Annotated in this window: 23 protein-coding genes; 14 read left to right on the top strand and 9 right to left on the bottom strand. The window is 63.5% G+C overall.

Annotation, left to right across the window (positions count from 1 at the left end):
- The first annotated feature begins 300 nt into the window (after positions 1-300).
- Together OHD62_RS13245 and OHD62_RS13250 are read left to right on the top strand one after the other, a co-directional pair.
- On the top strand, positions 301-888 hold the full coding sequence (locus tag OHD62_RS13245; RefSeq protein ID WP_263783205.1) for a YqaA family protein: 588 nt from the start codon (positions 301-303) through the stop codon (positions 886-888).
- Positions 889-1,006: 118 nt separating this feature from the next.
- Entirely contained in the window at positions 1,007-1,525 is a 519-nt protein-coding gene (locus OHD62_RS13250) for a disulfide bond formation protein B (protein ID WP_263783206.1), read from the top strand.
- Between the two features lie 26 nt (positions 1,526-1,551).
- Here OHD62_RS13250 and OHD62_RS13255 read toward each other — a convergent pair whose 3' ends face one another.
- The 3 genes from OHD62_RS13255 to OHD62_RS13265 form a co-directional block, all read right to left on the bottom strand.
- Positions 1,552-2,010 carry a hypothetical protein gene (locus tag OHD62_RS13255; RefSeq protein WP_263783208.1) on the bottom strand — a complete coding sequence of 153 codons (459 nt, stop codon included), beginning with the start codon at positions 2,008-2,010 and terminating at the stop codon, positions 1,552-1,554.
- Between the two features lie 144 nt (positions 2,011-2,154).
- Entirely contained in the window at positions 2,155-2,712 is a 558-nt protein-coding gene (locus OHD62_RS13260; protein WP_008874122.1) for an HNH endonuclease, read from the bottom strand.
- Positions 2,713-2,841: 129 nt separating this feature from the next.
- Positions 2,842-3,483: a DNA-3-methyladenine glycosylase family protein gene (locus tag OHD62_RS13265; RefSeq protein WP_263783214.1), complete on the bottom strand. Its 642-nt coding sequence runs from the start codon at positions 3,481-3,483 to the stop codon at positions 2,842-2,844.
- 92 nt (positions 3,484-3,575) lie between these two features.
- Here OHD62_RS13265 and gluQRS point away from each other — a divergent pair, with 92 nt between their 5' ends.
- Positions 3,576-4,451: a tRNA glutamyl-Q(34) synthetase GluQRS gene (gene gluQRS, locus OHD62_RS13270; RefSeq protein WP_263783215.1), complete on the top strand. Its 876-nt coding sequence runs from the start codon at positions 3,576-3,578 to the stop codon at positions 4,449-4,451.
- Between the two features lie 137 nt (positions 4,452-4,588).
- Positions 4,589-5,488, top strand: a complete 900-nt coding sequence (locus tag OHD62_RS13275) for a DMT family transporter (protein ID WP_263783216.1) — start codon at positions 4,589-4,591, stop codon at positions 5,486-5,488.
- Here OHD62_RS13275 and OHD62_RS13280 read toward each other — a convergent pair.
- Complete coding sequence (locus tag OHD62_RS13280) at positions 5,458-6,318, bottom strand: YihY/virulence factor BrkB family protein (protein WP_263783217.1); 861 nt, start codon at positions 6,316-6,318, stop codon at positions 5,458-5,460. The genes OHD62_RS13275 and OHD62_RS13280 overlap by 31 nt on opposite strands.
- A gap of 48 nt (positions 6,319-6,366) precedes the next feature.
- Between OHD62_RS13280 and OHD62_RS13285 the strand changes: the two genes are divergently transcribed.
- From OHD62_RS13285 to OHD62_RS13315, 7 genes are all read left to right on the top strand, one after another.
- On the top strand, positions 6,367-7,233 hold the full coding sequence (locus tag OHD62_RS13285) for an SDR family oxidoreductase (RefSeq protein ID WP_263783218.1): 867 nt from the start codon (positions 6,367-6,369) through the stop codon (positions 7,231-7,233).
- Between the two features lie 25 nt (positions 7,234-7,258).
- Positions 7,259-7,450 carry a twin transmembrane helix small protein gene (locus OHD62_RS13290; protein WP_263783219.1) on the top strand — a complete coding sequence of 64 codons (192 nt, stop codon included), beginning with the start codon at positions 7,259-7,261 and terminating at the stop codon, positions 7,448-7,450.
- A 28-nt stretch (positions 7,451-7,478) separates the two neighbouring features.
- A complete protein-coding gene (locus OHD62_RS13295; RefSeq protein WP_263783220.1) occupies positions 7,479-8,060 on the top strand; it encodes a cob(I)yrinic acid a,c-diamide adenosyltransferase in 582 nt (193 codons plus the stop codon).
- A 25-nt stretch (positions 8,061-8,085) separates the two neighbouring features.
- The gene (locus OHD62_RS13300; RefSeq protein ID WP_263783221.1) at positions 8,086-8,883 is read left to right on the top strand and encodes a rhomboid family intramembrane serine protease; all 798 of its coding nucleotides are present in this window, start codon (positions 8,086-8,088) and stop codon (positions 8,881-8,883) included.
- Positions 8,884-9,055: 172 nt separating this feature from the next.
- Positions 9,056-9,805, top strand: coding sequence for an electron transfer flavoprotein subunit beta/FixA family protein (locus OHD62_RS13305; protein WP_023757211.1), 750 nt, complete (start codon positions 9,056-9,058; stop codon positions 9,803-9,805).
- Between the two features lie 24 nt (positions 9,806-9,829).
- Complete coding sequence (locus tag OHD62_RS13310; protein ID WP_263783222.1) at positions 9,830-10,759, top strand: electron transfer flavoprotein subunit alpha/FixB family protein; 930 nt, start codon at positions 9,830-9,832, stop codon at positions 10,757-10,759.
- A gap of 118 nt (positions 10,760-10,877) precedes the next feature.
- Positions 10,878-11,756: a 3-hydroxybutyryl-CoA dehydrogenase gene (locus tag OHD62_RS13315; protein ID WP_263783223.1), complete on the top strand. Its 879-nt coding sequence runs from the start codon at positions 10,878-10,880 to the stop codon at positions 11,754-11,756.
- A gap of 114 nt (positions 11,757-11,870) precedes the next feature.
- Here the strand turns inward: OHD62_RS13315 and OHD62_RS13320 are convergent, their stop codons facing one another.
- A complete protein-coding gene (locus OHD62_RS13320; RefSeq protein WP_263783224.1) occupies positions 11,871-12,509 on the bottom strand; it encodes an NrsF family protein in 639 nt (212 codons plus the stop codon).
- A 1-nt stretch (position 12,510) separates the two neighbouring features.
- A complete protein-coding gene (locus OHD62_RS13325; RefSeq protein ID WP_263783225.1) occupies positions 12,511-13,047 on the bottom strand; it encodes a sigma-70 family RNA polymerase sigma factor in 537 nt (178 codons plus the stop codon).
- A gap of 205 nt (positions 13,048-13,252) precedes the next feature.
- On the opposite strand from OHD62_RS13325, the gene OHD62_RS13330 reads away from it, so the two are divergent.
- The 3 genes from OHD62_RS13330 to OHD62_RS13340 all read left to right on the top strand — a co-directional run bounded on the left by OHD62_RS13330 (position 13,253) and on the right by OHD62_RS13340 (position 17,086).
- The gene (locus OHD62_RS13330) at positions 13,253-14,257 is read left to right on the top strand and encodes an iron ABC transporter substrate-binding protein (protein WP_263783226.1); all 1,005 of its coding nucleotides are present in this window, start codon (positions 13,253-13,255) and stop codon (positions 14,255-14,257) included.
- Positions 14,258-14,432: 175 nt separating this feature from the next.
- Positions 14,433-16,007: an ABC transporter permease gene (locus OHD62_RS13335; RefSeq protein WP_263783875.1), complete on the top strand. Its 1,575-nt coding sequence runs from the start codon at positions 14,433-14,435 to the stop codon at positions 16,005-16,007.
- Positions 16,004-17,086, top strand: coding sequence for an ABC transporter ATP-binding protein (locus OHD62_RS13340; protein WP_263783227.1), 1,083 nt, complete (start codon positions 16,004-16,006; stop codon positions 17,084-17,086). The genes OHD62_RS13335 and OHD62_RS13340 overlap by 4 nt, the downstream gene beginning before the upstream one ends.
- An 8-nt stretch (positions 17,087-17,094) precedes the next feature.
- On the opposite strand, the gene OHD62_RS13345 is transcribed toward OHD62_RS13340, so the two are convergent.
- The 3 genes from OHD62_RS13345 to OHD62_RS13355 all read right to left on the bottom strand — a co-directional run bounded on the left by OHD62_RS13345 (position 17,095) and on the right by OHD62_RS13355 (position 19,995).
- Positions 17,095-17,898: a phosphodiesterase gene (locus OHD62_RS13345; RefSeq protein ID WP_263783228.1), complete on the bottom strand. Its 804-nt coding sequence runs from the start codon at positions 17,896-17,898 to the stop codon at positions 17,095-17,097.
- A gap of 62 nt (positions 17,899-17,960) precedes the next feature.
- Positions 17,961-19,061, bottom strand: a complete 1,101-nt coding sequence (locus tag OHD62_RS13350; RefSeq protein WP_263783230.1) for a sn-glycerol-3-phosphate import ATP-binding protein UgpC — start codon at positions 19,059-19,061, stop codon at positions 17,961-17,963.
- Positions 19,062-19,080: 19 nt separating this feature from the next.
- Complete coding sequence (locus tag OHD62_RS13355) at positions 19,081-19,995, bottom strand: ABC transporter permease subunit (RefSeq protein WP_263783231.1); 915 nt, start codon at positions 19,993-19,995, stop codon at positions 19,081-19,083.
- Between the last annotated feature and the right edge of the window lie 7 nt (positions 19,996-20,002).

Below are 20,002 nucleotides of genomic sequence, written 5' to 3' on the forward strand. Positions count from 1 at the left end.
GTACTTTGTGCGTCCAAACGGACGCACGTCGCTCTAACGACTTCAGGGACCGACAGCGAAACAGCAGGAAGCATCATGATCCAGGTCTACAGCGCCATCGCCATCCGGCGATACCGTTTTCGCGTTTGGGCGGCGGGACCCGATACCATCTTTCGACTTCGTGAAGCCCCAGCCATTGTGCGGCGCGGAAAATCTTTCTAGACAGACGGCGCATTGGAGCGCGCCGCGTCTGAAGAGATGATGCGACGCGCTTTGGGTCTTGGTTTTATGCACCTTGGACGACGTGCATTAGGAGTGCCGATGCTTCGCGGACTTTACGACTGGACCTTGTCGCTGGCGGCAAGGAAATCCGCCGAATGGTGGCTGGCCTTCATCGCCTTCGTCGAAAGCTCGGTGTTCCTGGTGCCGGCCGACGTGCTCTATCTGCCGATGGCGCTGTCGCGGCCGGATCGCGCCTATCGCTACGCGCTGGTTGCCACGGCGGCATCGGTGCTGGGCGGCATCGCCGGCTGGTTCATCGGCCACTATGCCTACGACGCCGTGGCAAAACCGATCCTCGAATTCTACGGCAAGTATGACGAGTTCGAGGCGCTGCGCACCTCGTCGGGCATTGGTTTCATCATCCTGATGCTGATCACTTCGGGGGCAGCGCATTTGCCGCCGATCAAGGTGGTGACCATCCTGTCCGGCGTCATCGGCGTCAATCTGCTGCTGTTCATCGTGCTGGCGATCGTCGCCCGCGGCGCCCGTTTTCTGTTTCTTGCCTGGCTGTTGCGCCGTTATGGCGAGCCGATCCGCGAGTTCATCGAAAAGCGTCTTGGCCTGATAGCAAGCGCCGCCGCCGCTGCCCTGATTTTGCTCTATATCACAGTCAAATACGCCATCTGATGCATTTCGCCCAAAAGCCCTGTCCACGGGCTTGACCCGAGGATGCGCAGCGGTTTTGGGACAACGACATGGACAAAAAGAGGCTGAGCGGGCGGCGAACGGAACGGACGGAAGATCGATGACAGCGACCGTGGATCCCGATACCGGACGCCAGCGCATGCGGACGGCTTTGTTTCTGGCCGTAGCCATGGCCGCCACTGTCGGCTCGGCGCTGGCCTTCCAGTACCTTGGCGGCTACATCCCCTGCCATCTGTGCCTCGAGCAACGCACCCCTTACTACATCGGCGTGCCGTTGATGCTGCTGGCGGTGCTTGCCTCGGCGCTGGGCGCACCCGCATGGGTGACGCGTGGCCTGCTGGCGGTCGGCGGCCTGCTGATGCTCTATGGCCTTTATCTCGGCGTCTATCACTCGGGCGTCGAATGGGCCTGGTGGCAAGGACCGGCCGACTGCACCGCGGGCGCCGGACCGGTCGACACCGGCGGCAAGGGCGTGCTCGACGCGCTCGACAAATTCGTTCCGCCCTCCTGCGACAAGGCGGCGCTGCGCATCCTCGGCCTGTCTCTGGCCGGCTGGAACGCCATCGCCAGTTTTGTTCTCGCCGTCGTCGCTTTCCGCAGCGCGTTTTCCCGCGACTAGTCTGAGCCAATGCGAGACGGGGCAACTCAAATGCTTCGGAGCGCTCTCTTCGCCGCCTCAGTGTGATCCACGCGACCGATGAACCGACGAGCACGAGGGATGGGATCGTGCAGGTATTGATCCGGGCCCAACATTTTGCGTTGGTTCAGTTCGGTCGTATCCAACAAATCGAAATCGACTGTCTCTATCGTGCAGCCCCAGCCAACGCTACGCTGGGTCCAACCTTTCCTGTGATGCTCCAGTAGCCGTCCGCGGTCGCAATAGCCGTGATAGTCGAAGGCGACGGCACCGTTCGTCACATAGATATGGTTTCCGGAAAGACCCTCGTCCGGGACGATGCGCTCGGCATAAAACCCTTCAAGAGGCCGGAGTTCAAGGAAAGTACCAGCAAGGATATGGCACGCACCGTGACCGAAGAAGATACGGTCTGGCAGCGCCCAGCGTTTTTGCGGATTTTTCTTGATGCCGTGCTTCAGGACATACATGCCGGTAGCCAAACTGTGAGCACCGGCCTACGCCGGCCGTAGCCTTAACCACCACACCATGACGCTCATGAGTGCTTCGGCCGGCGAAGGCCGGAAGCGCAGAAATCGCTTCAGGCGGCCAGCCTCCCGAATTGTCGGGTAATCTCAAGGCTCCAGTTCGACATCCCAGTAGAGATAGTCCATCCAGCTTTCATGCAGATGGTTGGGCGGGAACAGGCGGCCATTATTGTGCAAATCGTGTACCGTTGGCTGGTAGGGCTTCTGCAGCGGCCACATCTTGGCATGCGCCGGCATCATGCCGCCCTTCCTGAGGTTGCAGGGCGAGCAGGCGGCGACGACATTCTCCCACGTCGTCGCGCCGCCGCGATGGCGGGGGATGACGTGGTCGAAGGTCAGATCCTCCGGCGTACCGCAATACTGGCACTGGAAACGGTCGCGCAGGAAGACATTGAAGCGCGTGAAAGCGGGATGCCTCGACGGCTTCACATAGGCCTTGAGGCTGACCACGCTCGGCAGCTTCATCGAGAAGGTCGGCGACGACACCGCGTGCTCATATTCGGCGACGATGTTCACCCGGTCGAGGAACACTGCCTTGATGGCGTCCTGCCACGACCAGAGCGACAGGGGGTAATAGCTGAGCGGACGGTAGTCCGCATTCAGCACCAGTGCTGGAAGCCCATCCGGAGATACGGCAACCGTCACGTCATTGACCTCCTTGCTATTCGAAGCGATCGGCGCGGATACTGTAAGCCCGACATGACAGGGATGTGAAGCGGATTGTCGCTCGCCCGAAGCGTCAAAAACGCATGATTTCAAAGCTTTTTTGCGACTTTAGGCGGGAGGCGCCGCGTCCCTGCCCTTCAATTCGCGATAATAGGCCCAGAAAAGCCGCGATGCGACACCTCGCCACGGGCTCCATGATTCGGCGAGCTGGATCAGTGTTTTCTCCGGCGGACGCGGCTCGATGCCCAGCGCATGACCGACCGCGCTTTGCAGGGCAACGTCGCGGGCCGGGAAAACATCGGGATGGCCGGCGGCGAACAGCAAATAGACTTCCGCCGTCCACGGCCCGATGCCCGGCACGGAGATCATCGCCGCAATCGCTTGGGGGGCGTCGAGCGAACAGAGATGGTAGAGGTCAAGCCCATCAACCACCGCCTGGGCAACCGCGATCAGGCCACGCTGCTTCGGCCGCGACAGGCCGGCTTCGCGAAAGGTGTCCTCGCCGGCGGCGAGAATGGCTTGCGGCGTCAGCGGATCGACGAGCTTTGTCAGCCGCCCGAAAATGGCGTCGGCGCTGGCGCGCGACACTTGCTGTGAAACGATAATCGATGCAAGGCTGCGGAACCCCGGCTCGGACAGCCGGAGCGGCACCTCGCCGGCCATGCCGCGCACCCTTTCCAGGCGCGGATCGATCAGGCAAAGCGCATCGAGGCCTTGCGCAATGTCGTCAAGATTGGCGATGCGTTGCATGAATGCTTGTTCCCGGCGCAAAGTGGCTGACGTAACCAGCACACGCTAGCAACCGGCGAAAGCGCCTGACAACCGACAAGCCGCCCTCAGAGATGACACTCCTGACATTCCGCTTCGCGCCGAGCCCGAATGGCGAACTGCATCTCGGCCACGCCTATTCGGCGCTGCTCAACCAGCAAATGGCAAAAGCGGCCGGTGGGCGCCTGTTGCTGCGCATCGAGGACATCGACACGACACGCTGCACCCCGCAATTCGAGGCCGGCATCTATCGCGACCTGAAATGGCTGGGGCTTGGCTGGGAGGAACCGGTGCGCCGCCAGTCCCGGCATTTCGCGGACTATCAGGCCGTGCTCGACCGGCTGATCGGCCAAGAGCTCGTCTACCCGGCCTTCATGAGCAGAAGCGAGATCAGGGCCTTCATCGCCGACAGTGAAAAGCGCGGCCGTGACTGGCCGCGCGACCCTGACGGCGTGCCATTCTATCCCGCCGCCGACAAGGTACTGCCGATGAAGGAACGCCAGCGGCGGATTGCCGAGAATGCACCTTTCGCCTGGCGGCTGGATGTCGATGCCGCAATGGCGCATGTCGGCAAGGATCTGTCATGGACCGAATTTGCAGACGAGACGCTTTCCGCGGCGCGACAAATCGAGGCCAGGCCGCAGGACTGGGGCGACGTGATCGTGGCGCGCCGCGACATCCCGACCAGCTATCATCTCGCTGTCGTTGTCGACGACGCACTGCAAGACGTCAGCCATGTCGTGCGGGGCAAGGATCTTTATTCCGCAACCAGCGTGCAGCGCCTGCTCCAGGAGGTGCTTGGCCTGCCGCAGCCGGCCTATTTCCACCATCGTCTCGTCCTCGGCCCGGATGGACGAAAGCTGTCGAAGAGCCTTGGCGATACCGGCCTTGCCGCCTTGCGCGAAGCCGCCGCGTCGCCGGACGATGTCAGAAAACTGATCGGGCTCTGATCCTCGAAGAGAGCATGTGGGTTCGCCATGCGTTCAATTCGAATGACGTATGGATCAATCGTTTCGTTTTGCGTGTTGAGTCGAACCGCACTAGAGCATCGCCACGGTCAATCTCACCACGCGGCAGCCTCCGAACAATGCACAGCGTCAAGCGGTTCATCCCCGCCACCTTCGTCGTTCTTTGGGCGACCGGCTTCATCGGTGCGCGCTACGCCATGCCGTGGGCTGAGCCCTTCACCTTCCTCGCCGCACGCTTCGTCCTGGCCGCCGTCCTGTTGGTTGCCTTGATGGCGGCTTTTGGTTCGAAGCGTGCCACTCCCACGGAGGCGCTGCACGCCACCGGCGCCGGTATCCTGATGCATGGCGTCTATCTCGGCGGCGTGTTCTGGGCGATCCATAGGGGCATGCCCGCCGGGATTTCGGCCTTAATCGTCGGCCTGCAGCCGCTGATCACCGCGGTGCTCGCCGGCAAGTTCCTCGGCGAGACCATCTTGCCACGCCATTGGACAGGCCTCGGCATCGGCCTGGTCGGGGTGATCATTGTGCTGTGGCCTAAGCTTGGCGCGATCGGCGGCGGCGTGACCGCCGAGACGCTGGCCGCCTCGCTGGTCTCGGTGCTTGGCATGAGCGCCGGCACGATCTGGCAGAAGCGCTTTGCCTCCGATGGTGACCTCGTCGCGGCCACCATGTGGCAATATGTCGGCGGCGCCTCGCTGATGGTCCTGGCCTCGCTCGCCTTCGAGACGCACACGGTCACCCTCAACGGCGAACTGGTCTTCGCCATGGCATGGCTGGTGCTGGTGCTCTCGATCGGCGCCATCTTCCTTCTGATGGTGATGATCCGCGATGGCGAGATGTCGAAAGTCGCCTCGCTGTTCTACCTGGTACCGGCCGTCACCGCGCTCATGGCCTGGGCGCTGTTCGGCGAGCATCTGAACCTTGTCCAGATCGTCGGCATGGCGATCACCACGTTCGGCGTCGGCCTGGCCACTGCTCGGCCAGCCACTCAGCCAACCCGGGCGCGCGCCTCGAGATAGCGGCTGATCGCGGCGTTGAGCTCACCGCCAAGGATGAAGATCGCCGAGACGATATAGAGGAAGACGACGGCGATCATGATCGAGGCAAGGCCGGCATAGGTCGTCACATAGGACGAGAAATGGTCGAGATAGGTGGCGAAAATGGTTGAGCCGATGAGCCATGCGGCCAGCGTGAAGATGATGCCCGGTACGATCGAGACGAAGCGGCGCTTGCCCGCCGGCAGCCAGAAATGCACCGCGAACAGCCCGCCGACGATGACGGCGGAAGCGATGACGTAACGCCACAGCGTGATCGTGCCCATATAGGGCTTTATCCACTCGAAATTGGCCTCGGCCAGCCGCGCCAGCAAGGGCGCGAAGACCAGGAGTACGCTGATCGCCAGGAACCCTGCCGTGGCGATCAGCACGAAGGCGATGCTCTGCACCCGGCGGTAGATGATGCCCCGCGTTTCGGAGACGCGATAGGCGCGGTTAAGCGAGGTGCGCAGCGCCTCGATACCGTTGGAGGCGAAGAAAGCAGCGAGCACCACGCCATAGGTCAACAGATCGGTGCGCCGGACGGTAAGCACGTTGAGCACTTCGCGCGCGATCGGCTTGGCGATCTGCTCCGGCCAGGTGTCGAAGACGATATGCACGGCCGTGTCGGCGAAAGCCTGCGCACCGAAAAAACTGGCCAGCGTCGTGGCGAAAATCAGAAATGGAAACAGCGCCATCAGCGCCGTGATCGCCAGATGGCTGGCCATCGCCCAGCCGTCATCGGTGTTGAAATGGCCGAGCGCGTCATAGAGCACGCGGCGCAGGGCGACAATCTTCCGCAACAAGAGCCGCATTCCCTTCGATTGTCTCGACGTTGCGAATATGGGAAGGGATTGCGGCAAATGGCAACCCTGCGTCAAACCATGAATTCTGCTGGAGAAGAGTTGCGCACCATCATTGTCACCGGCGCCTCTTCCGGGATAGGCGCTTATTGCGCCCGGGCGCTGAAGGCGGACGGCTGGCGGGTGTTCGCTACGGCGCGCAAGCCTGATGACATCGCTGCCCTCGAGGCCGACGGCATCGAGGCCTTCTATCTGGACTACCGCGAAGCCGAATCGATCGAGGCCCTGGTGGCGTCGGTGCTGGAGCGTGCGGGCGGGAGGCTCGATGCCCTGTTCAACAACGGCGCCTATGGACAGCCCGGCGCCGTCGAGGATCTGCCGGTTGCGGCGCTCAGAGAGCAATTCGAGGCCAATGTGTTCGGCTGGCATGACCTCACCCGCCGTGTCATCCCGGTGATGCGTCGCCAGGGCCATGGCCGTCTCGTTCATTGCTCCTCGATCCTCGGCCTGACACCGCTGCGCTTTCGCGGCGCCTATGCGGCATCCAAGCATGCGATCGAAGGGCTGATGCTGTGCATGCACCAGGAGCTGCAGGGCAGCGGCATTCATGTCTCGCTGATCGAGCCTGGGCCGGTGAAATCGAAGATCGCCAGCAATGGCCTTGTTTGGTTCCTGAAGAACATCGACCACGAGAACTCCGTCCACCGCCTCGCCTACGCGGCGCAACTGGAGAGGCTGCGGGCCGGCGGCAGCACGTCACGCCTGAAACCCGGTCCGGAAGTGGTTTATGCGGCCCTGCGCCATGCACTTCTGTCGCGGCGCCCGCGCCCGCACTATGTGGTAACGGTGCCGGCCAGGATTGGCGTCGTCCTCAAACGTATCCTGCCGGCATCGATGCTCTACCGCCTGCTTGCCAAACGCGCTTGAACGCAATCGAAACTGGAAACACACTATGGCAACCGTCTTCAATGTCCTCGCCATTCTCGTCATGGTCGCCGTGGTGATCGTGCTCATCCGTGGCCTCATCAACATGATGCGCGGCGGCGACGGCATGACCTCCAACAAGCTGATGCAGGCGCGCGTGCTGTTGCAGTTCGTGGCATTGGTGCTGATCATGCTGGCCGTTTGGTTTACCCGCAAATAAGGCGACCAGCGAGTTCGGGAGGCAGGGCGTGGTCAAGCTCAACAAGATCTATACGCGTACCGGCGACGACGGCACCACCGGCCTCGGCACCGGCGAACGGCGGCTGAAATCCGATCTGCGTGTCGATGCCTATGGTACGGTCGACGAGGCCAATGCCTGTATTGGCATGGCCCGCCTCCACACCGCGACGACGCATCCATCGATCGACGCGATGCTTTCCCGCATCCAGAACGACCTTTTCGACCTCGGCGCCGATCTGGCTGTACCCGACGACGGCAAGCCGCTCGGCTATGAGCCGCTGCGCATCACAGCTGTGCAGACCGACCGTATCGAAAAGGACATTGACCTTCTCAACAAGGAACTGCAGCCGCTCAAATCCTTCGTGCTCAATGGCGGCACGCCGGCCGCGGCCAGCCTTCACCTCGCCCGCACCGTGGCGCGGCGCGCCGAGCGCATCATGGTGGCTTTGGCCCAGGATCCGCACGAACACGTCAACCGCGAGGGGATAAAATACATCAACCGCGTATCGGACTTTCTGTTCGTCGCCGCCCGTGCGGTCAATGACAATGGAAACGCCGACGTGCTATGGGTTCCCGGCAAGAACCGCTGAATCCGGCAGAAAGCGGGAGGGCCCGATGTTTATCCCGCTCTACGACACCAACAAGCTGCGGCACATCAGGCTGCAATATGTCACGATCGGGCTGATCGCGCTCAACACGCTCATCTATCTTGCCACCGTGCTTGCCGGCGAGAATTTCGCGAATGCCGCGGTGCTGGGCCTCGGCTTCATTCCGTCCGTCGTTCACGACAAGGTGGAACTGGCGCCGCAGTTTGTCGTGATCCCCGAGAGCCTGAGCTACGTCACCTATTCCTTCCTGCATGCGGATATTTTCCACCTCGGCGGCAACATGCTGTTTTTGTGGGTGTTCGGCGACAATGTCGAAGATGCGCTCGGCCACATCCGCTATCTGATCTTTTATCTGCTTTGCGCCATCGGCGGCGCCTTCTTCCAGGGCTTGGTTGCCTGGGATTCGCAGGTGCCGTTGATCGGCGCCTCGGGCGCCATCGCCGGCGTCGTCGCCGCCTATCTGATCCTCTACCCCAGGGTAAAGGTATGGGTGCTGGCCTTTGCCCGCATTCCGTTGCGCATCCCGGCCTTCATCCCGCTCATCCTGTGGATCATCTTCCAGATCGTGATGTTCGCCGCCGGCGGCGAGGACCAGGTTTCCTGGGCCTGCCATGTCGGCGGTATCATCGCCGGGGCCGTGCTGGTGCTGATTCTGCGCAGACGCGGCGTGCCGCTGCTTGCGGCGGCGGACGAAGGCCCCGCGCTGGTCCCTGGCCAGACGCCGGTTTCCGCTGAGCCAGTCGCCAGCGAGCCGCCGGCAGCGCAGCCAGCACCGCGCTGGGGCCGCGCGTCGGCTCCGGACTGAACCGATTTGAGTGGCTGGCGGATATTGACGTGCAGGTTTGTCGCAACTACGGAAGCGCCATTGTTAGGCGTTTGGAGAGCAGAATTCCGTCCCAAATGTCGGCTTTCGACAATTCTGCAGAGGCGCAGGCTGATATAGCGCGCCCAACTATCTCAAGAGAGGTGACAGGCAAATGAAGATCCTTGTGCCCGTGAAGCGGGTTGTGGATGCGAATGTGAAGGTTCGCGTGAAGGCTGACGGCTCGGCGGTGGAACTGGCCAACGTCAAGATGGCGATGAACCCGTTCGACGAGATCGCGGTCGAAGAGGCGATCCGGCTGAAGGAAGCCGGCAAGGCCGAAGAGATCATCGTCGTTTCGATCGGACCGCAGCAGGCGCAAGAGACCCTGCGCACCGCGCTCGCCATGGGCGCCGACCGCGCCATCCTGGTCAAGACCGACGAGCAGACCGAGCCGCTCGGCGTCGCCAAGGTGCTGAAGGGCGTCGTTGAGGCGGAGCAGCCCGGCCTCGTCATCCTCGGCAAGCAGGCGATCGACGATGACTCGAACCAGACCGGCCAGATGCTGGCCGCACTTCTCGGCTGGGCGCAGGGCACCTTCGCCTCCAAGGTCGTGCTCGACGGCGACAAGGCCAAGGTGACGCGCGAAGTCGATGGCGGCCTGCAGACTGTGGAGCTGAAGATGCCGGCGATCGTCACCGCCGATCTGCGTCTCAACCAGCCGCGCTATGCCTCGCTGCCCAACATCATGAAAGCCAAGAAGAAGCAGCTCGACGAAAAATCGCCCGCCGACTACGGCGCCGACGTCAAGCCGCGGCTTAAGGTGATCAAGACCGAGGAGCCTGGTGGCCGCAAGGCGGGCGTCAAGGTCAAGAGCGTCGCCGAACTGGTCGACAAGCTGAAGAACGAAGCCGGCGTGCTGTAAGCGATCGGGAAAGGAACAAGAAAAATGACAATTCTCCTCATCGCAGAACACGACAATTCAACGCTTTCCGATCAGACCGCCAAGGCGCTGTCGGCAGCGCTTCAGATCGGCTCGGACGTGCATGTGCTGGTGGCCGGCAAGGGCGCCAAGCCAGCAGCGGACGCCGCCGCCAAGCTCAAGGGCGTCAGCAAGGTGCTGTTGGCCGACGCTGACGAACTCACCGAGCGCCTCGCAGAACCGCTGGCGGCGCTGGTTGTTTCCCTGGCCGGCTCCTACGACACCATCATCGCGCCGGCGACGTCGTCGGGCAAGAATGTCGCGCCGCGCGTGGCGGCACTCCTCGATATCGCGCAGGTGTCCGAAATCATCGAAGTGGTCTCGCCAGACACGTTCAAGCGACCGATCTATGCCGGCAACGCCATCCAGACGGTGCAGTCGAGCGACGCCAAGAAGGTGATCACCGTGCGTACTGCTTCCTTCCAGGCAGCGCCCGAAGGCGGTTCCGCCGCGGTCGAGACCATCAAGGCAGCGGCCAATCCGGACCTGTCCTCCTTCGTCGAGAACAAGCTGTCGGAGACCGACCGTCCGGAGCTGACTTCGGCCAAGATCATCATCTCGGGTGGTCGTGCGCTGGGCTCGGCGGAAAAATTCCAGGAGGTCATCCTGCCGGTCGCCGACAAGCTCGGTGCCGCCGTCGGCGCCAGCCGCGCCGCCGTCGACGCCGGCTATGCGCCGAACGACTGGCAGGTCGGCCAGACTGGCAAGGTCGTGGCCCCCGATCTCTACATCGCCGTCGGCATCTCCGGCGCCATCCAGCACCTTGCCGGCATGAAGGATTCCAAGGTCATCGTCGCCATCAACAAGGACGAGGAAGCCCCGATCTTCCAGGTTGCGGACTACGGCCTTGTCGGCGATCTCTTCGTCATTCTGCCGGAACTGCAAAAGGCGCTTTGACGCTTTCTGCCAAAGCGTATTAAATTGTGAAGGGTGGGGTAGACGAAGCTGCCCCGCCCTTTTAGTTTGCACCGCACAAAAAGCAGGCCGCAAAGGCCTTTTCGACGGGATCGGTGTAATGAGCAAGATCGAGACGATCGGCATCATCGGCGCGGGCCAGATGGGCGGCGGCATAGCCCATGTGTCCGCGCTTTCGGGCTACAAGGTGCTGATCTACGACATCTCTCCCGACCGCATTGAAAAGGGCATCGCCACCGTCAGCGGCAACATGGCCCGCCAGGTCGGCTCCGGCAAATTGGAAGAGAAGCTGCGCAACGCCGCCATGGCGCGCATTTCGTCAGCGCCTGCCATGGCTGACCTTGCGGGTGCTGACCTGGTGATCGAAGCGGCGACCGAGGACGAGACGGTCAAGCGCAAGATCTATGCCCAGCTCTGCCCCCTACTCAACCCGGAAGCCATCCTGGCGACCAACACCTCGTCGATCTCCATCACGCGTCTGGCCGCGCAGACCGACAGGCCTGAGCGTTTCATCGGCATCCATTTCATGAATCCGGTTCCGGTGATGAAGCTGGTCGAGCTGGTGCGCGGCATCGCCACCGAGGACCAGACCTTCGAGGCGGCCAAGGCCTATGTGAAGCAACTCGACAAGACGATCACCGTCTCCGAGGATTTTCCGGCCTTCATCGTCAACCGCATCCTGCTGCCGATGATCAACGAGGCGATCTACACGCTCTATGAAGGTGTCGGCTCGGTCGACGCCATCGACACCGCCATGAAACTCGGCGCCAACCATCCGATGGGGCCGCTGCAGCTTGCCGATTTCATCGGGCTGGACACCTGCCTGTCGATCATGCAGGTGCTGCATGACGGCCTGTCGGATTCGAAATACCGCCCCTGCCCGCTGCTGGTGAAATATGTCGAGGCCGGCTGGCTCGGCCGCAAGACCGGGCGCGGCTTCTACGATTATCGCGGCGAGCATCCCGTTCCGACGCGTTAGAGCGACGCGCGGCCACTCGAACGCGCAAAGCTACGCACGCGCCATACGAGTATCCAAGCGTCGTGCTTTCCAGAAATCGATTTCGATTTTCGGAGTGATGCGTTTGCCGTGCGCCTACCAGCGCACGAAAAGCCGCCCGCCGAGCGCACCGAGCCCGGCAAGGACGGCAATCGCGATCGAGTACCAGGTGGCGACGAAAAGCGGCGAATCGTCGAAACAATGCGCCGCATAGAAAGTCGCCGCCAGCCCGCCGGCGAGCAGGCCCGCCACCGTCCCGGCAAGCACCGGCCGCGTCGGTGCGCCGTAACGTAGCATCCAGAGGAAGATAGCCAGCGGGCCGATGCCGATCAGCGGGATGAAGCCCATGCAAATCATCATGTTGCTGCCGACAAGGCGCGTGCCCCAATCGGCCTCGGGCACGGCGAAGAGCTCCAGAACCACCGCGACCAGCACAAGCAGCGGCGCCGCGATCATCCAGGCCGCCGCCTTGCCTGTCGACGCCCCGGGCGTCGACAGCGCTCGGATCAGGGCAAAGGCGGTGGCGGCAAGCACGATGGTGAAGACGAATTTCGACAGGAAGCGCATCGTGTGCATGGCTATCATGATGTCGGGACGCGGACCGATGGTGAGCCAGAAAACCACCGCAGCGATCACCGCCGCGGCAGCCGCGGCCAGCCACCAGGCCGAGCGCAGCGGCATCGCCTTGCTGCTTGCGTCAGCGTCCAATGCCTTGATGAGATCCTCGGTCCTCATGTCATTCCCGCCCGAATCGCTTGGCGATTGCGGCAAGCCCGCGATGCAGCGACACGCGCACGGCCGTCTCGCTGATGCCGAACTTCGCTGCCGTCTCGCCGATGGAACGGCCTTCGACCGACACGGCCGAAACCACTGAACGCTGCGCCGGCGGCAGGCCGTCCAGCGCCCGGTTGATGTCGCGCTCGCTGACCGTCTCGGTCTCCGGTTCGGCGAATGTCTCGGCAATCTCGTCGATTTCGATCTCGATGCGCCGCCCACGCCGCCGGAAGGCGTCGATCAGCTTGAAACGCGCTATCGCATAGACCCAGGGCAAGACCGGTGCATCCTGGCGCCAGGTATGCCGTTTCACATGAATGGCCAGCAAGGTTTCCTGCACGACATCCTCGGGGTCGACCCCGCCCTGTACGATCTTGCGCCTGACAAAACCGCGAACGAGAGCCGCCGTCCGGTGCAGAAAATCGGCATAGGCCCTTTCATCTCCTCCGATCGCAGCCCGCAGCAGCCGGGAGAGTTCGGCCTCGTCCTTGCCGGTCACAAGAGTTCACTCCCCGATGTTCGCGCCTCGGCGCTGATTTGTTACGTGGCCAGCGAAATAATGTCCAAGCCAAAGTAGGGAGCGTCACGAAAGTTTGCGGCCCGGCGACCGATTGAAGCAGCCTCTCAATGTTGACTATGATATTCAGGTATTGCTAGGTGCGGCCGTACCAATTCAGAAACCACCAAGAGCGAGGACGACGCCCATGAAATCTGCCCTTTCCACCCTTGCCGGCGCCGCGCTGGCGATCGGCCTGATCGTCGGCCCGACCTTAGCCGCGGATGACGGCATCGTCGTCTACAACGCCCAGCATGAGAGCCTGGCCAAGGAATGGGCCGAGGGCTTCACCAAGGAAACCGGCATCAAGGTCACGCTGCGCAATGGCGGCGACAGCGACTTCTCCAACCAGATCGTCGCCGAAGGCGCTGCCTCGCCGGCCGATGTGTTCCTGACCGAAAATTCGCCAGCCATGGCCCTGGTCGAAGCATCAGGCCTGTTCGCGCCTGTCGATGCCGACACGCTGGCGCAGGTCCCGCAGGAATATCAGCCGACCACCGGCAAATGGGTCGGCGTTGCCGCCCGCAGCACCGTCTTTGCCTACAACAAGACCAAGCTTAACGCCGACCAGTTGCCCAAATCGCTGCTCGATCTTGCCGATCCGAGCTGGAAGGGCCGCTGGGCCGCCTCCCCCTCCGGTGCCGATTTTCAGGCGATCGTCAGCGCCCTCTTGGAGCTCAAGGGCGAAGCCGCCACGGCTGACTGGCTGAAGGTGATGAAAGAGAATTTCACCGCTTACAAGGGCAATGGCACGGTGATGAAGGCGGTCAATGCCGGCGAGATCGAAGGCGGCGTGATCTACCACTATTACTATTTCGGTGATCAGGCCAAGACCGGCGAGAACAGCAAGAACGTTGAGATGCACTATTTCAAGAACCAGGATCCGGGCGCTTTCGTCTCGATTTCCGGTGGTGGCGTACTGGCCTCCAGCAAGCATCCGAAGGAAGCCCAGGCGTTCCTGAAGTGGGTGACCGGCAAGGGCGGCCAGAACGTGCTGAAGACCGGCACATCCTATGAGTACGCCGTCGGCAAGGGCGCGGAGTCCAATCCCAAGCTGGTGCCGCTGGCCGATCTGCAGGCGCCAAAGGTCGATCCGGCGAAGCTGAATTCCAAGAAGGTGACCGATCTGATGACGGCAGCCGGCTTGCTTTAGCCGGCATTCGTCCTAAAAGGGCAACCGACTGGCGCTCCTGCGGGAATTCGCTTTCCGCAGGGGCGCTCTATTTTTCGAGATGGCATTCGTCGATGACGACAGACTGCATTTCCGGCCGCGTTTGCGGTTCCTTCGACCGCTGCCGCCGGCAGGCAACGACACGGCGTCCGGCCTGATGCTGCCTGCGGCCGATCTTGCCCGCCCAGGCTTGCCGGCCGCCCGGTCGGCCCGACTTCGGTCCTCATCCTGGATCCTGCTGGCCGCCGTCCTCGTCTCGCTGTTTGCGCTGCTGCCGCTTGCCTTCATCGTCTGGGTCGCGGTGCAGACCGGCTGGGAAACCGTAGCGACGCTGGTCTTCCGGCCGCGTGTCGGCGAGCTTCTGGTCAACACCCTCCTTTTGGTGGTGCTGGCCGTTCCGATCTCGATCGTGCTGTCGGTCGCGCTGGCCTGGCTGACCGAACGCTCGGACCTGCCCGGCGCCCGTTTATGGGCCTGGCTCTCGGTGGCGCCGCTCGCCATTCCAGCCTTCGTCCATTCCTATGCCTGGATCACCCTGGTGCCGGGATTGCACGGCCTGTGGGCCGGCGTTCTGGTTTCGGTCATCGCCTATTTCCCGTTCCTCTATCTGCCGGTGGCGGCGGCACTGCGCCGGCTCGACCCCGCTCTCGAAGACACCGCAGCAGCCCTCGGCCTCGGCCCGTGGCGCGTGTTCACCCGCGTTGTGCTGCCGCAGCTCAGGCTCGCCATCTGTGGCGGTTCGCTGCTGGTCGGCCTGCACCTGCTTGCCGAATACGGCCTCTACGTGTTCATCCGCTTCGATACCTTCACCACGGCGATCGTCGACCAGTTCCAGTCGACCTTCAATGGTCCCGCCGCCAACATGCTGGCCGCCGTGCTGGTGACCTGCTGCTTCGTCCTGCTTGGGCTGGAAGTGCTGGTGCGCGGCGAGGAGCGCTATGCCCGCGTCGGCTCGGGCGCAGCGCGCCAGCAGCAGCGCACACGGCTCGGCCGCGCCACGCTCCCTTGCTTGGCTCTGCCGGTGATCACCACGCTACTGGCGCTTGGCGTGCCGTTTATCACCATAGGCCGCTGGCTGATCGCCGGCGGCGCCGATGTCTGGCGCCTCGACGAGATCGGCCTGGCGCTCGGCCAGACCCTGTTCCTGGCGCTCGCGGGCGCCTTGCTCGCCACCGTCGCCGCCATGCCGATGGCCTGGATCTCGATCCGCGCGCCGGGGCCGCTGCAGCGGATTCTGGAGGGCTGCAACTACATCGTCGGTTCGCTGCCCGGCGTCGTCGTGGCGCTGGCGCTGGTGACCATCACCGTGCGCATCGCCCTGCCGCTCTACCAGACCCTGTTCACCATCCTTGTCGCCTATGCGCTGATGTTCCTGCCGCGTGCCCTGATTAGCCTCAGGGCCTCGATCGCGCAGGCGCCGGTCGAGCTTGAACGTGCTGCCGCCAGCCTCGGCCGGCCGCCGCTCAAGGCGTTGTGGTCGACGACGATCCGCCTGTCGGCGCCAGGTGCGGCGGCGGGCATGGCGCTGGTGGCGCTTGGCATCATGAACGAACTGACCGCCACGCAGATGCTGGCACCGAACGGCACCCGCACGCTGGCGATGGCGTTCTGGTCCTACAGCGGCGAGATCGACTATGCGTCGGCCGCACCCTACGCCTTCATCATGGTGGCGATGTCGCTGCCGCTCACCTGGCTGCTCTATGTCCAGTCGAAGCGGATGGCCGGACGATGAGTTTTCTCGAAATCACGGATGTGCACAAGCACTACGGCCCGGTGGCGGCACTGGCCGGCGTCGACCTTAGCGTGACCAGCGGCAGCCGCACGGCGATCGTCGGACCGTCCGGCTGTGGCAAGACGACGCTGCTCAGGCTGATCGCCGGCTTCGAGGCGCCCGACCGGGGCCGCATCGTGCTCGACGGCGAGGTGCTGGCCAATGGCGGCGCGGCCGTGCCGGCGCATCGCCGCGGCATCGGCGTGGTGGCGCAGGACGGCGCCCTGTTTCCGCATCTGAGCATCGCCGACAATATCGGCTTCGGCATGGCTCGCGGCGAAGACAAGCGCACTGAGCGCATCGTTGAACTCGCCTATATCGTCGGGCTGGACAAGGCGATCCTGAGGCGTCGGCCGCACGAGCTCTCCGGCGGTCAGCAGCAGCGGGTGGCGCTGGCCCGCGCCATGGCGATGAAACCGCGGCTGATGCTGCTCGACGAGCCATTCTCGGCGCTTGACACCGGCCTGCGTGCCTCGATGCGCAAGGCGGTCGCCGAGCTTCTGGAGACCGCAGGGATCACCACCATCCTGGTCACCCACGACCAGGCCGAAGCACTGTCTTTCGCCAGCCAGGTCGCCGTGATGCGCGACGGCCTGTTCTCGCAGGTCGGCACGCCGCGCGAACTCTATCTCCAGCCGAAAGACCGCATGATTGCCGAATTCCTCGGCGACGCCATCATCCTGCCGGCGAAGATCGCCGATGGCTTCGCCAGCTCGCCGCTCGGCCGCATCGCCGTCGATACAAAGGAACGGCGCGACGTCGCCCGCATCATGCTGCGGCCGGAACAGGTGCTGCTGAAACGCACGTCACGCGAAGGCATGTCGGGGACGCCTGAGATGCTGTTCGGCGAGGTGACGGAATCCGAATTCGCCGGCTCCATGTGCACCATCGCGGTGCGGCTCCTGAACAGCCCCGACCCGCCGGACGCCGCCGCGATCGGCAACACGCCATTGATCCTGCGCAAGCCAGGCATGGACGCGCCTGTCGTCGGCGAGATCGTGCGGCTCACCGTTTCCGGCAAGGCGCATGTGTTTGCCTGAACGCGGCCTTACCGCACCCTCTCGCCTGTCGCCGGCGAATAAAGCGGCCAGCGCTCGAGGAAGTCGCAATTGTGCGCGACGACCCGGCGCGCGGCAGCGTCGATGAGGACGATCGCGTATGTCGGCGGCGCCTGCTCGACCACTTCTTCCCCGACCAGATCAAGCGTGAAGCGGGCATGCAAGCCGCGTTGCGCGGTGAACGGGATGCCGGCGACCGTACCGGCGATATCGCGATGGACATGGCCGAAGAAGATGTGGCCGACATTGCCATGGCGCTCGAGCAGGTCGACCAATCGCCGCGGCTGTTCGAGCCCGAGCGGGTCGAGGATGGGCAGGCCGAGCTCGACCGGCGGATGATGCAGGAAGATGTAGGCCTGCCGGCCAGCGGCTTCGGCGAGCCGTGCGTCGAGCCAGGCAAGCCGCTTGTCGCAGAGCTCGCCGGTGACACGGCCTTCAGCCAGGCTGTCGAGGAACAGCAGTGACGCCTCGGGCGTCTCGAAGGCCGACTGCACGAAGCCATCGTGGTCGACAGGGTTCTCGGGAAATGCGGCGACGAGGTTGGCGCGCCTGTCGTGATTTCCTGGCAACAGCCGGTAAGGCACCAAAAGCCTGCCTAAGGCCGATTTGAGATCGGCATAGCTCGCGGCCTCGCCAGCCTCGGTCAAATCGCCGGTAACGACGCAAAGCGCGGCGTCGGCGTGACGTTCATTGATGTGGTCGATGCAGCGGTCGAGCCGCTCATGCAGGTCGGCGCCGTAGCGGATCTCGCCGCGCCGCCCGAGATGGACGTCCGTGACCTGGATGATTTTCATTGCACGACCTTTTGTTCGACCCGACAAGAATTTGCTTTACCGGTCGCCGGAAACGGACGCCATCAATGTGCCGGAACCGGCATGGACGCCTTGAATACATCGAGGCGGGCGCCCGTCTCCGACGAGAAGAAATGCATGTCATCGGGCGAGATCTTCAAACCGACTGTCGCGCCGGCTGCCGGATGGACGGTCTCGGACGTCACCACGGAAAACGCCGCGCCGTCGAGATCGACATAGATGACCCTGCCCGCGCCCAGTTCCTCGACGAGATCGACGGTGGCATTGAGCGCGCCCTGCGAGCCGGGCGCCACCAGGCGGACGGCTTCCGGCCGGATGCCCATAGCGACCTTGGCGCCGACCGGCAGGCCGACCCGCGGAACGGGCAGACGCCGGCTGCCGCCAAGCAGCGAGAGGCCATCGAGCTCGACGACGCCCTCCAGGATGTTCATCGCTGGCGCACCGACGAAGGTCGCCACGAACCGGCTGGCCGGGCGCTTGTAGATTTCGCCCGGCGTGCCAACCTGTTCGACGCGGCCGCCATTCATCACCACCAGCCGGTCGGCGAGCGTCATCGCCTCGACCTGGTCATGCGTGACGAACACCGATGTCGCGTTCAGCCGGCGGTGCAGCTTGCGGATTTCCGAGCGCATCTGCACGCGCAGCTTGGCGTCGAGGTTGGAGAGCGGCTCGTCGAACAGAAATACCTTCGGTTCCCGGATCATGGCGCGCCCCATGGCAACGCGCTGGCGCTGGCCGCCCGACAGCGCCGCGGGCTTGCGATCGAGCATCGGCTCCAGCTCGAGGATGCGGGCCACGGCCTGGATGCGCTGCGTGCGCTCGGCGGCGGGCACGCCCGCCACTTTCAGCGAATAGCCGATGTTCTGGGCGACGCTCATATGCGGGTAGAGCGCGTAGTTCTGGAACACCATGGCACAGCCGCGCTCGCGCGGTTCCAGCCGGTTGACCACGGTGCCGTCGATGGCGATCTCGCCGCCGGAAATCTCTTCCAGCCCGGCGATCATCCTGAGCAGCGTGGACTTGCCGCATCCGGAAGGTCCGAGAATGACGACGAAGTCGCCCGACGCGATATCGAGATCGACGCCATGCACGACCTGCGACTTGGCATAGCTTTTCGTGACATCGCGAATGGTGATGGAGGCCATCAGCCGTCTCCTTGTGAGGTCATTTCTCGGTGGCGATCAGGCCGCGCACGAACCAGCGCTGCATCGCCACCACGACGATGAGCGGCGGCAACATGACGATCAGCGTGCCGGCCATGGCGATGTGCCATTCGGGAGCGCCGCCGACATTGGGGATAAGCTGTTTGAGCTCGGTCACCGCGGTGGCATGCGACTGGTCGGTGGTGATGAGCAGCGGCCACAGATACTGGTTCCACGCCCACAGGAACATGATGGTTCCAAGTGCAGCCATGTTGGTGCGCGACAGCGGCAGCAGGATGTCGATGAAGAAGCGCAACGCGCCGGCGCCGTCCATGCGCGCCGCCTCGGTCAGTTCGTCCGGAACCGTCAGGAAGAACTGGCGGTAGAGGAAGGTGCCCGTGGCGGTGGCGATCAGCGGCAGGATAAGCCCGGAATAAGAGTTGAGCAGCCCGAAGCTCATCGAGACCTGGACGCCCGAGACCTTTTCGATAAGCCAGGTCAGGCCGGTCACGTCGAGGATCGTCTGATAGGGCGACAGCACGTTGGCGACCACCGCATAGGTCGGCACGATGCGCACCTCCAGCGGCAGCATCAGCGTGACAAAGATCAGCCAGAAGATAAAGGTGCGCCCGGGATAGCGAAAATAGACGATCGAGAAGGCGGTCAGCGCCGAGATGACCACCTTGCCCGCCGCCACGCCCGCAGCCATGATGAAACTGTTGAGCAGCTTGGGACCGAGATTGGCCGTCGTCCAGGCCGTCTTGATGTTCACCCAGAAGTCGCCGCCCGGCAGCAACGACATTGGCACGTCGTTGACGTCCTTTAGATTGTGCGAGGCGGCGATGGCCACGATCACGAACGGCGCCACGGCCAGCACGAAGCCGAGAAACAGGACGAGATGCGTGATGAAATTGAGGATCGGCGTGCGCTCTACCATGACCGCC

Origin of the sequence: Mesorhizobium sp. YC-39 (assembly GCF_025753795.1) — a bacterium.
Taxonomy (GTDB): domain Bacteria; phylum Pseudomonadota; class Alphaproteobacteria; order Rhizobiales; family Rhizobiaceae; genus Mesorhizobium.

What these genes read in the sequence shown, in the direction of transcription:
- OHD62_RS13245 (WP_263783205.1), top strand. Translation starts at nt 301, where the DNA reads ATGCTTCGCGGACTTTACGACTGGACCTTGTCGCTGGCGGCAAGGAAA.
- OHD62_RS13290 (WP_263783219.1), top strand. Translation starts at nt 7,259, where the DNA reads ATGGCAACCGTCTTCAATGTCCTCGCCATTCTCGTCATGGTCGCCGTG.
- OHD62_RS13275 (WP_263783216.1), top strand. Translation starts at nt 4,589, where the DNA reads ATGCACAGCGTCAAGCGGTTCATCCCCGCCACCTTCGTCGTTCTTTGG.
- OHD62_RS13285 (WP_263783218.1), top strand. Translation starts at nt 6,367, where the DNA reads ATGGCAACCCTGCGTCAAACCATGAATTCTGCTGGAGAAGAGTTGCGC.
- OHD62_RS13255 (WP_263783208.1), bottom strand. Translation starts at nt 2,010, where the DNA reads ATGTATGTCCTGAAGCACGGCATCAAGAAAAATCCGCAAAAACGCTGG.
- OHD62_RS13310 (WP_263783222.1), top strand. Translation starts at nt 9,830, where the DNA reads ATGACAATTCTCCTCATCGCAGAACACGACAATTCAACGCTTTCCGAT.
- OHD62_RS13335 (WP_263783875.1), top strand. Translation starts at nt 14,433, where the DNA reads ATGCTGCCTGCGGCCGATCTTGCCCGCCCAGGCTTGCCGGCCGCCCGG.
- OHD62_RS13355 (WP_263783231.1), bottom strand. Translation starts at nt 19,995, where the DNA reads ATGGTAGAGCGCACGCCGATCCTCAATTTCATCACGCATCTCGTCCTG.
- OHD62_RS13300 (WP_263783221.1), top strand. Translation starts at nt 8,086, where the DNA reads ATGTTTATCCCGCTCTACGACACCAACAAGCTGCGGCACATCAGGCTG.
- OHD62_RS13330 (WP_263783226.1), top strand. Translation starts at nt 13,253, where the DNA reads ATGAAATCTGCCCTTTCCACCCTTGCCGGCGCCGCGCTGGCGATCGGC.
- OHD62_RS13305 (WP_023757211.1), top strand. Translation starts at nt 9,056, where the DNA reads ATGAAGATCCTTGTGCCCGTGAAGCGGGTTGTGGATGCGAATGTGAAG.
- gluQRS (WP_263783215.1), top strand. Translation starts at nt 3,576, where the DNA reads ATGACACTCCTGACATTCCGCTTCGCGCCGAGCCCGAATGGCGAACTG.
- OHD62_RS13320 (WP_263783224.1), bottom strand. Translation starts at nt 12,509, where the DNA reads ATGAGGACCGAGGATCTCATCAAGGCATTGGACGCTGACGCAAGCAGC.
- OHD62_RS13250 (WP_263783206.1), top strand. Translation starts at nt 1,007, where the DNA reads ATGACAGCGACCGTGGATCCCGATACCGGACGCCAGCGCATGCGGACG.
- OHD62_RS13345 (WP_263783228.1), bottom strand. Translation starts at nt 17,898, where the DNA reads ATGAAAATCATCCAGGTCACGGACGTCCATCTCGGGCGGCGCGGCGAG.
- OHD62_RS13315 (WP_263783223.1), top strand. Translation starts at nt 10,878, where the DNA reads ATGAGCAAGATCGAGACGATCGGCATCATCGGCGCGGGCCAGATGGGC.
- OHD62_RS13280 (WP_263783217.1), bottom strand. Translation starts at nt 6,318, where the DNA reads ATGCGGCTCTTGTTGCGGAAGATTGTCGCCCTGCGCCGCGTGCTCTAT.
- OHD62_RS13350 (WP_263783230.1), bottom strand. Translation starts at nt 19,061, where the DNA reads ATGGCCTCCATCACCATTCGCGATGTCACGAAAAGCTATGCCAAGTCG.
- OHD62_RS13265 (WP_263783214.1), bottom strand. Translation starts at nt 3,483, where the DNA reads ATGCAACGCATCGCCAATCTTGACGACATTGCGCAAGGCCTCGATGCG.
- OHD62_RS13340 (WP_263783227.1), top strand. Translation starts at nt 16,004, where the DNA reads ATGAGTTTTCTCGAAATCACGGATGTGCACAAGCACTACGGCCCGGTG.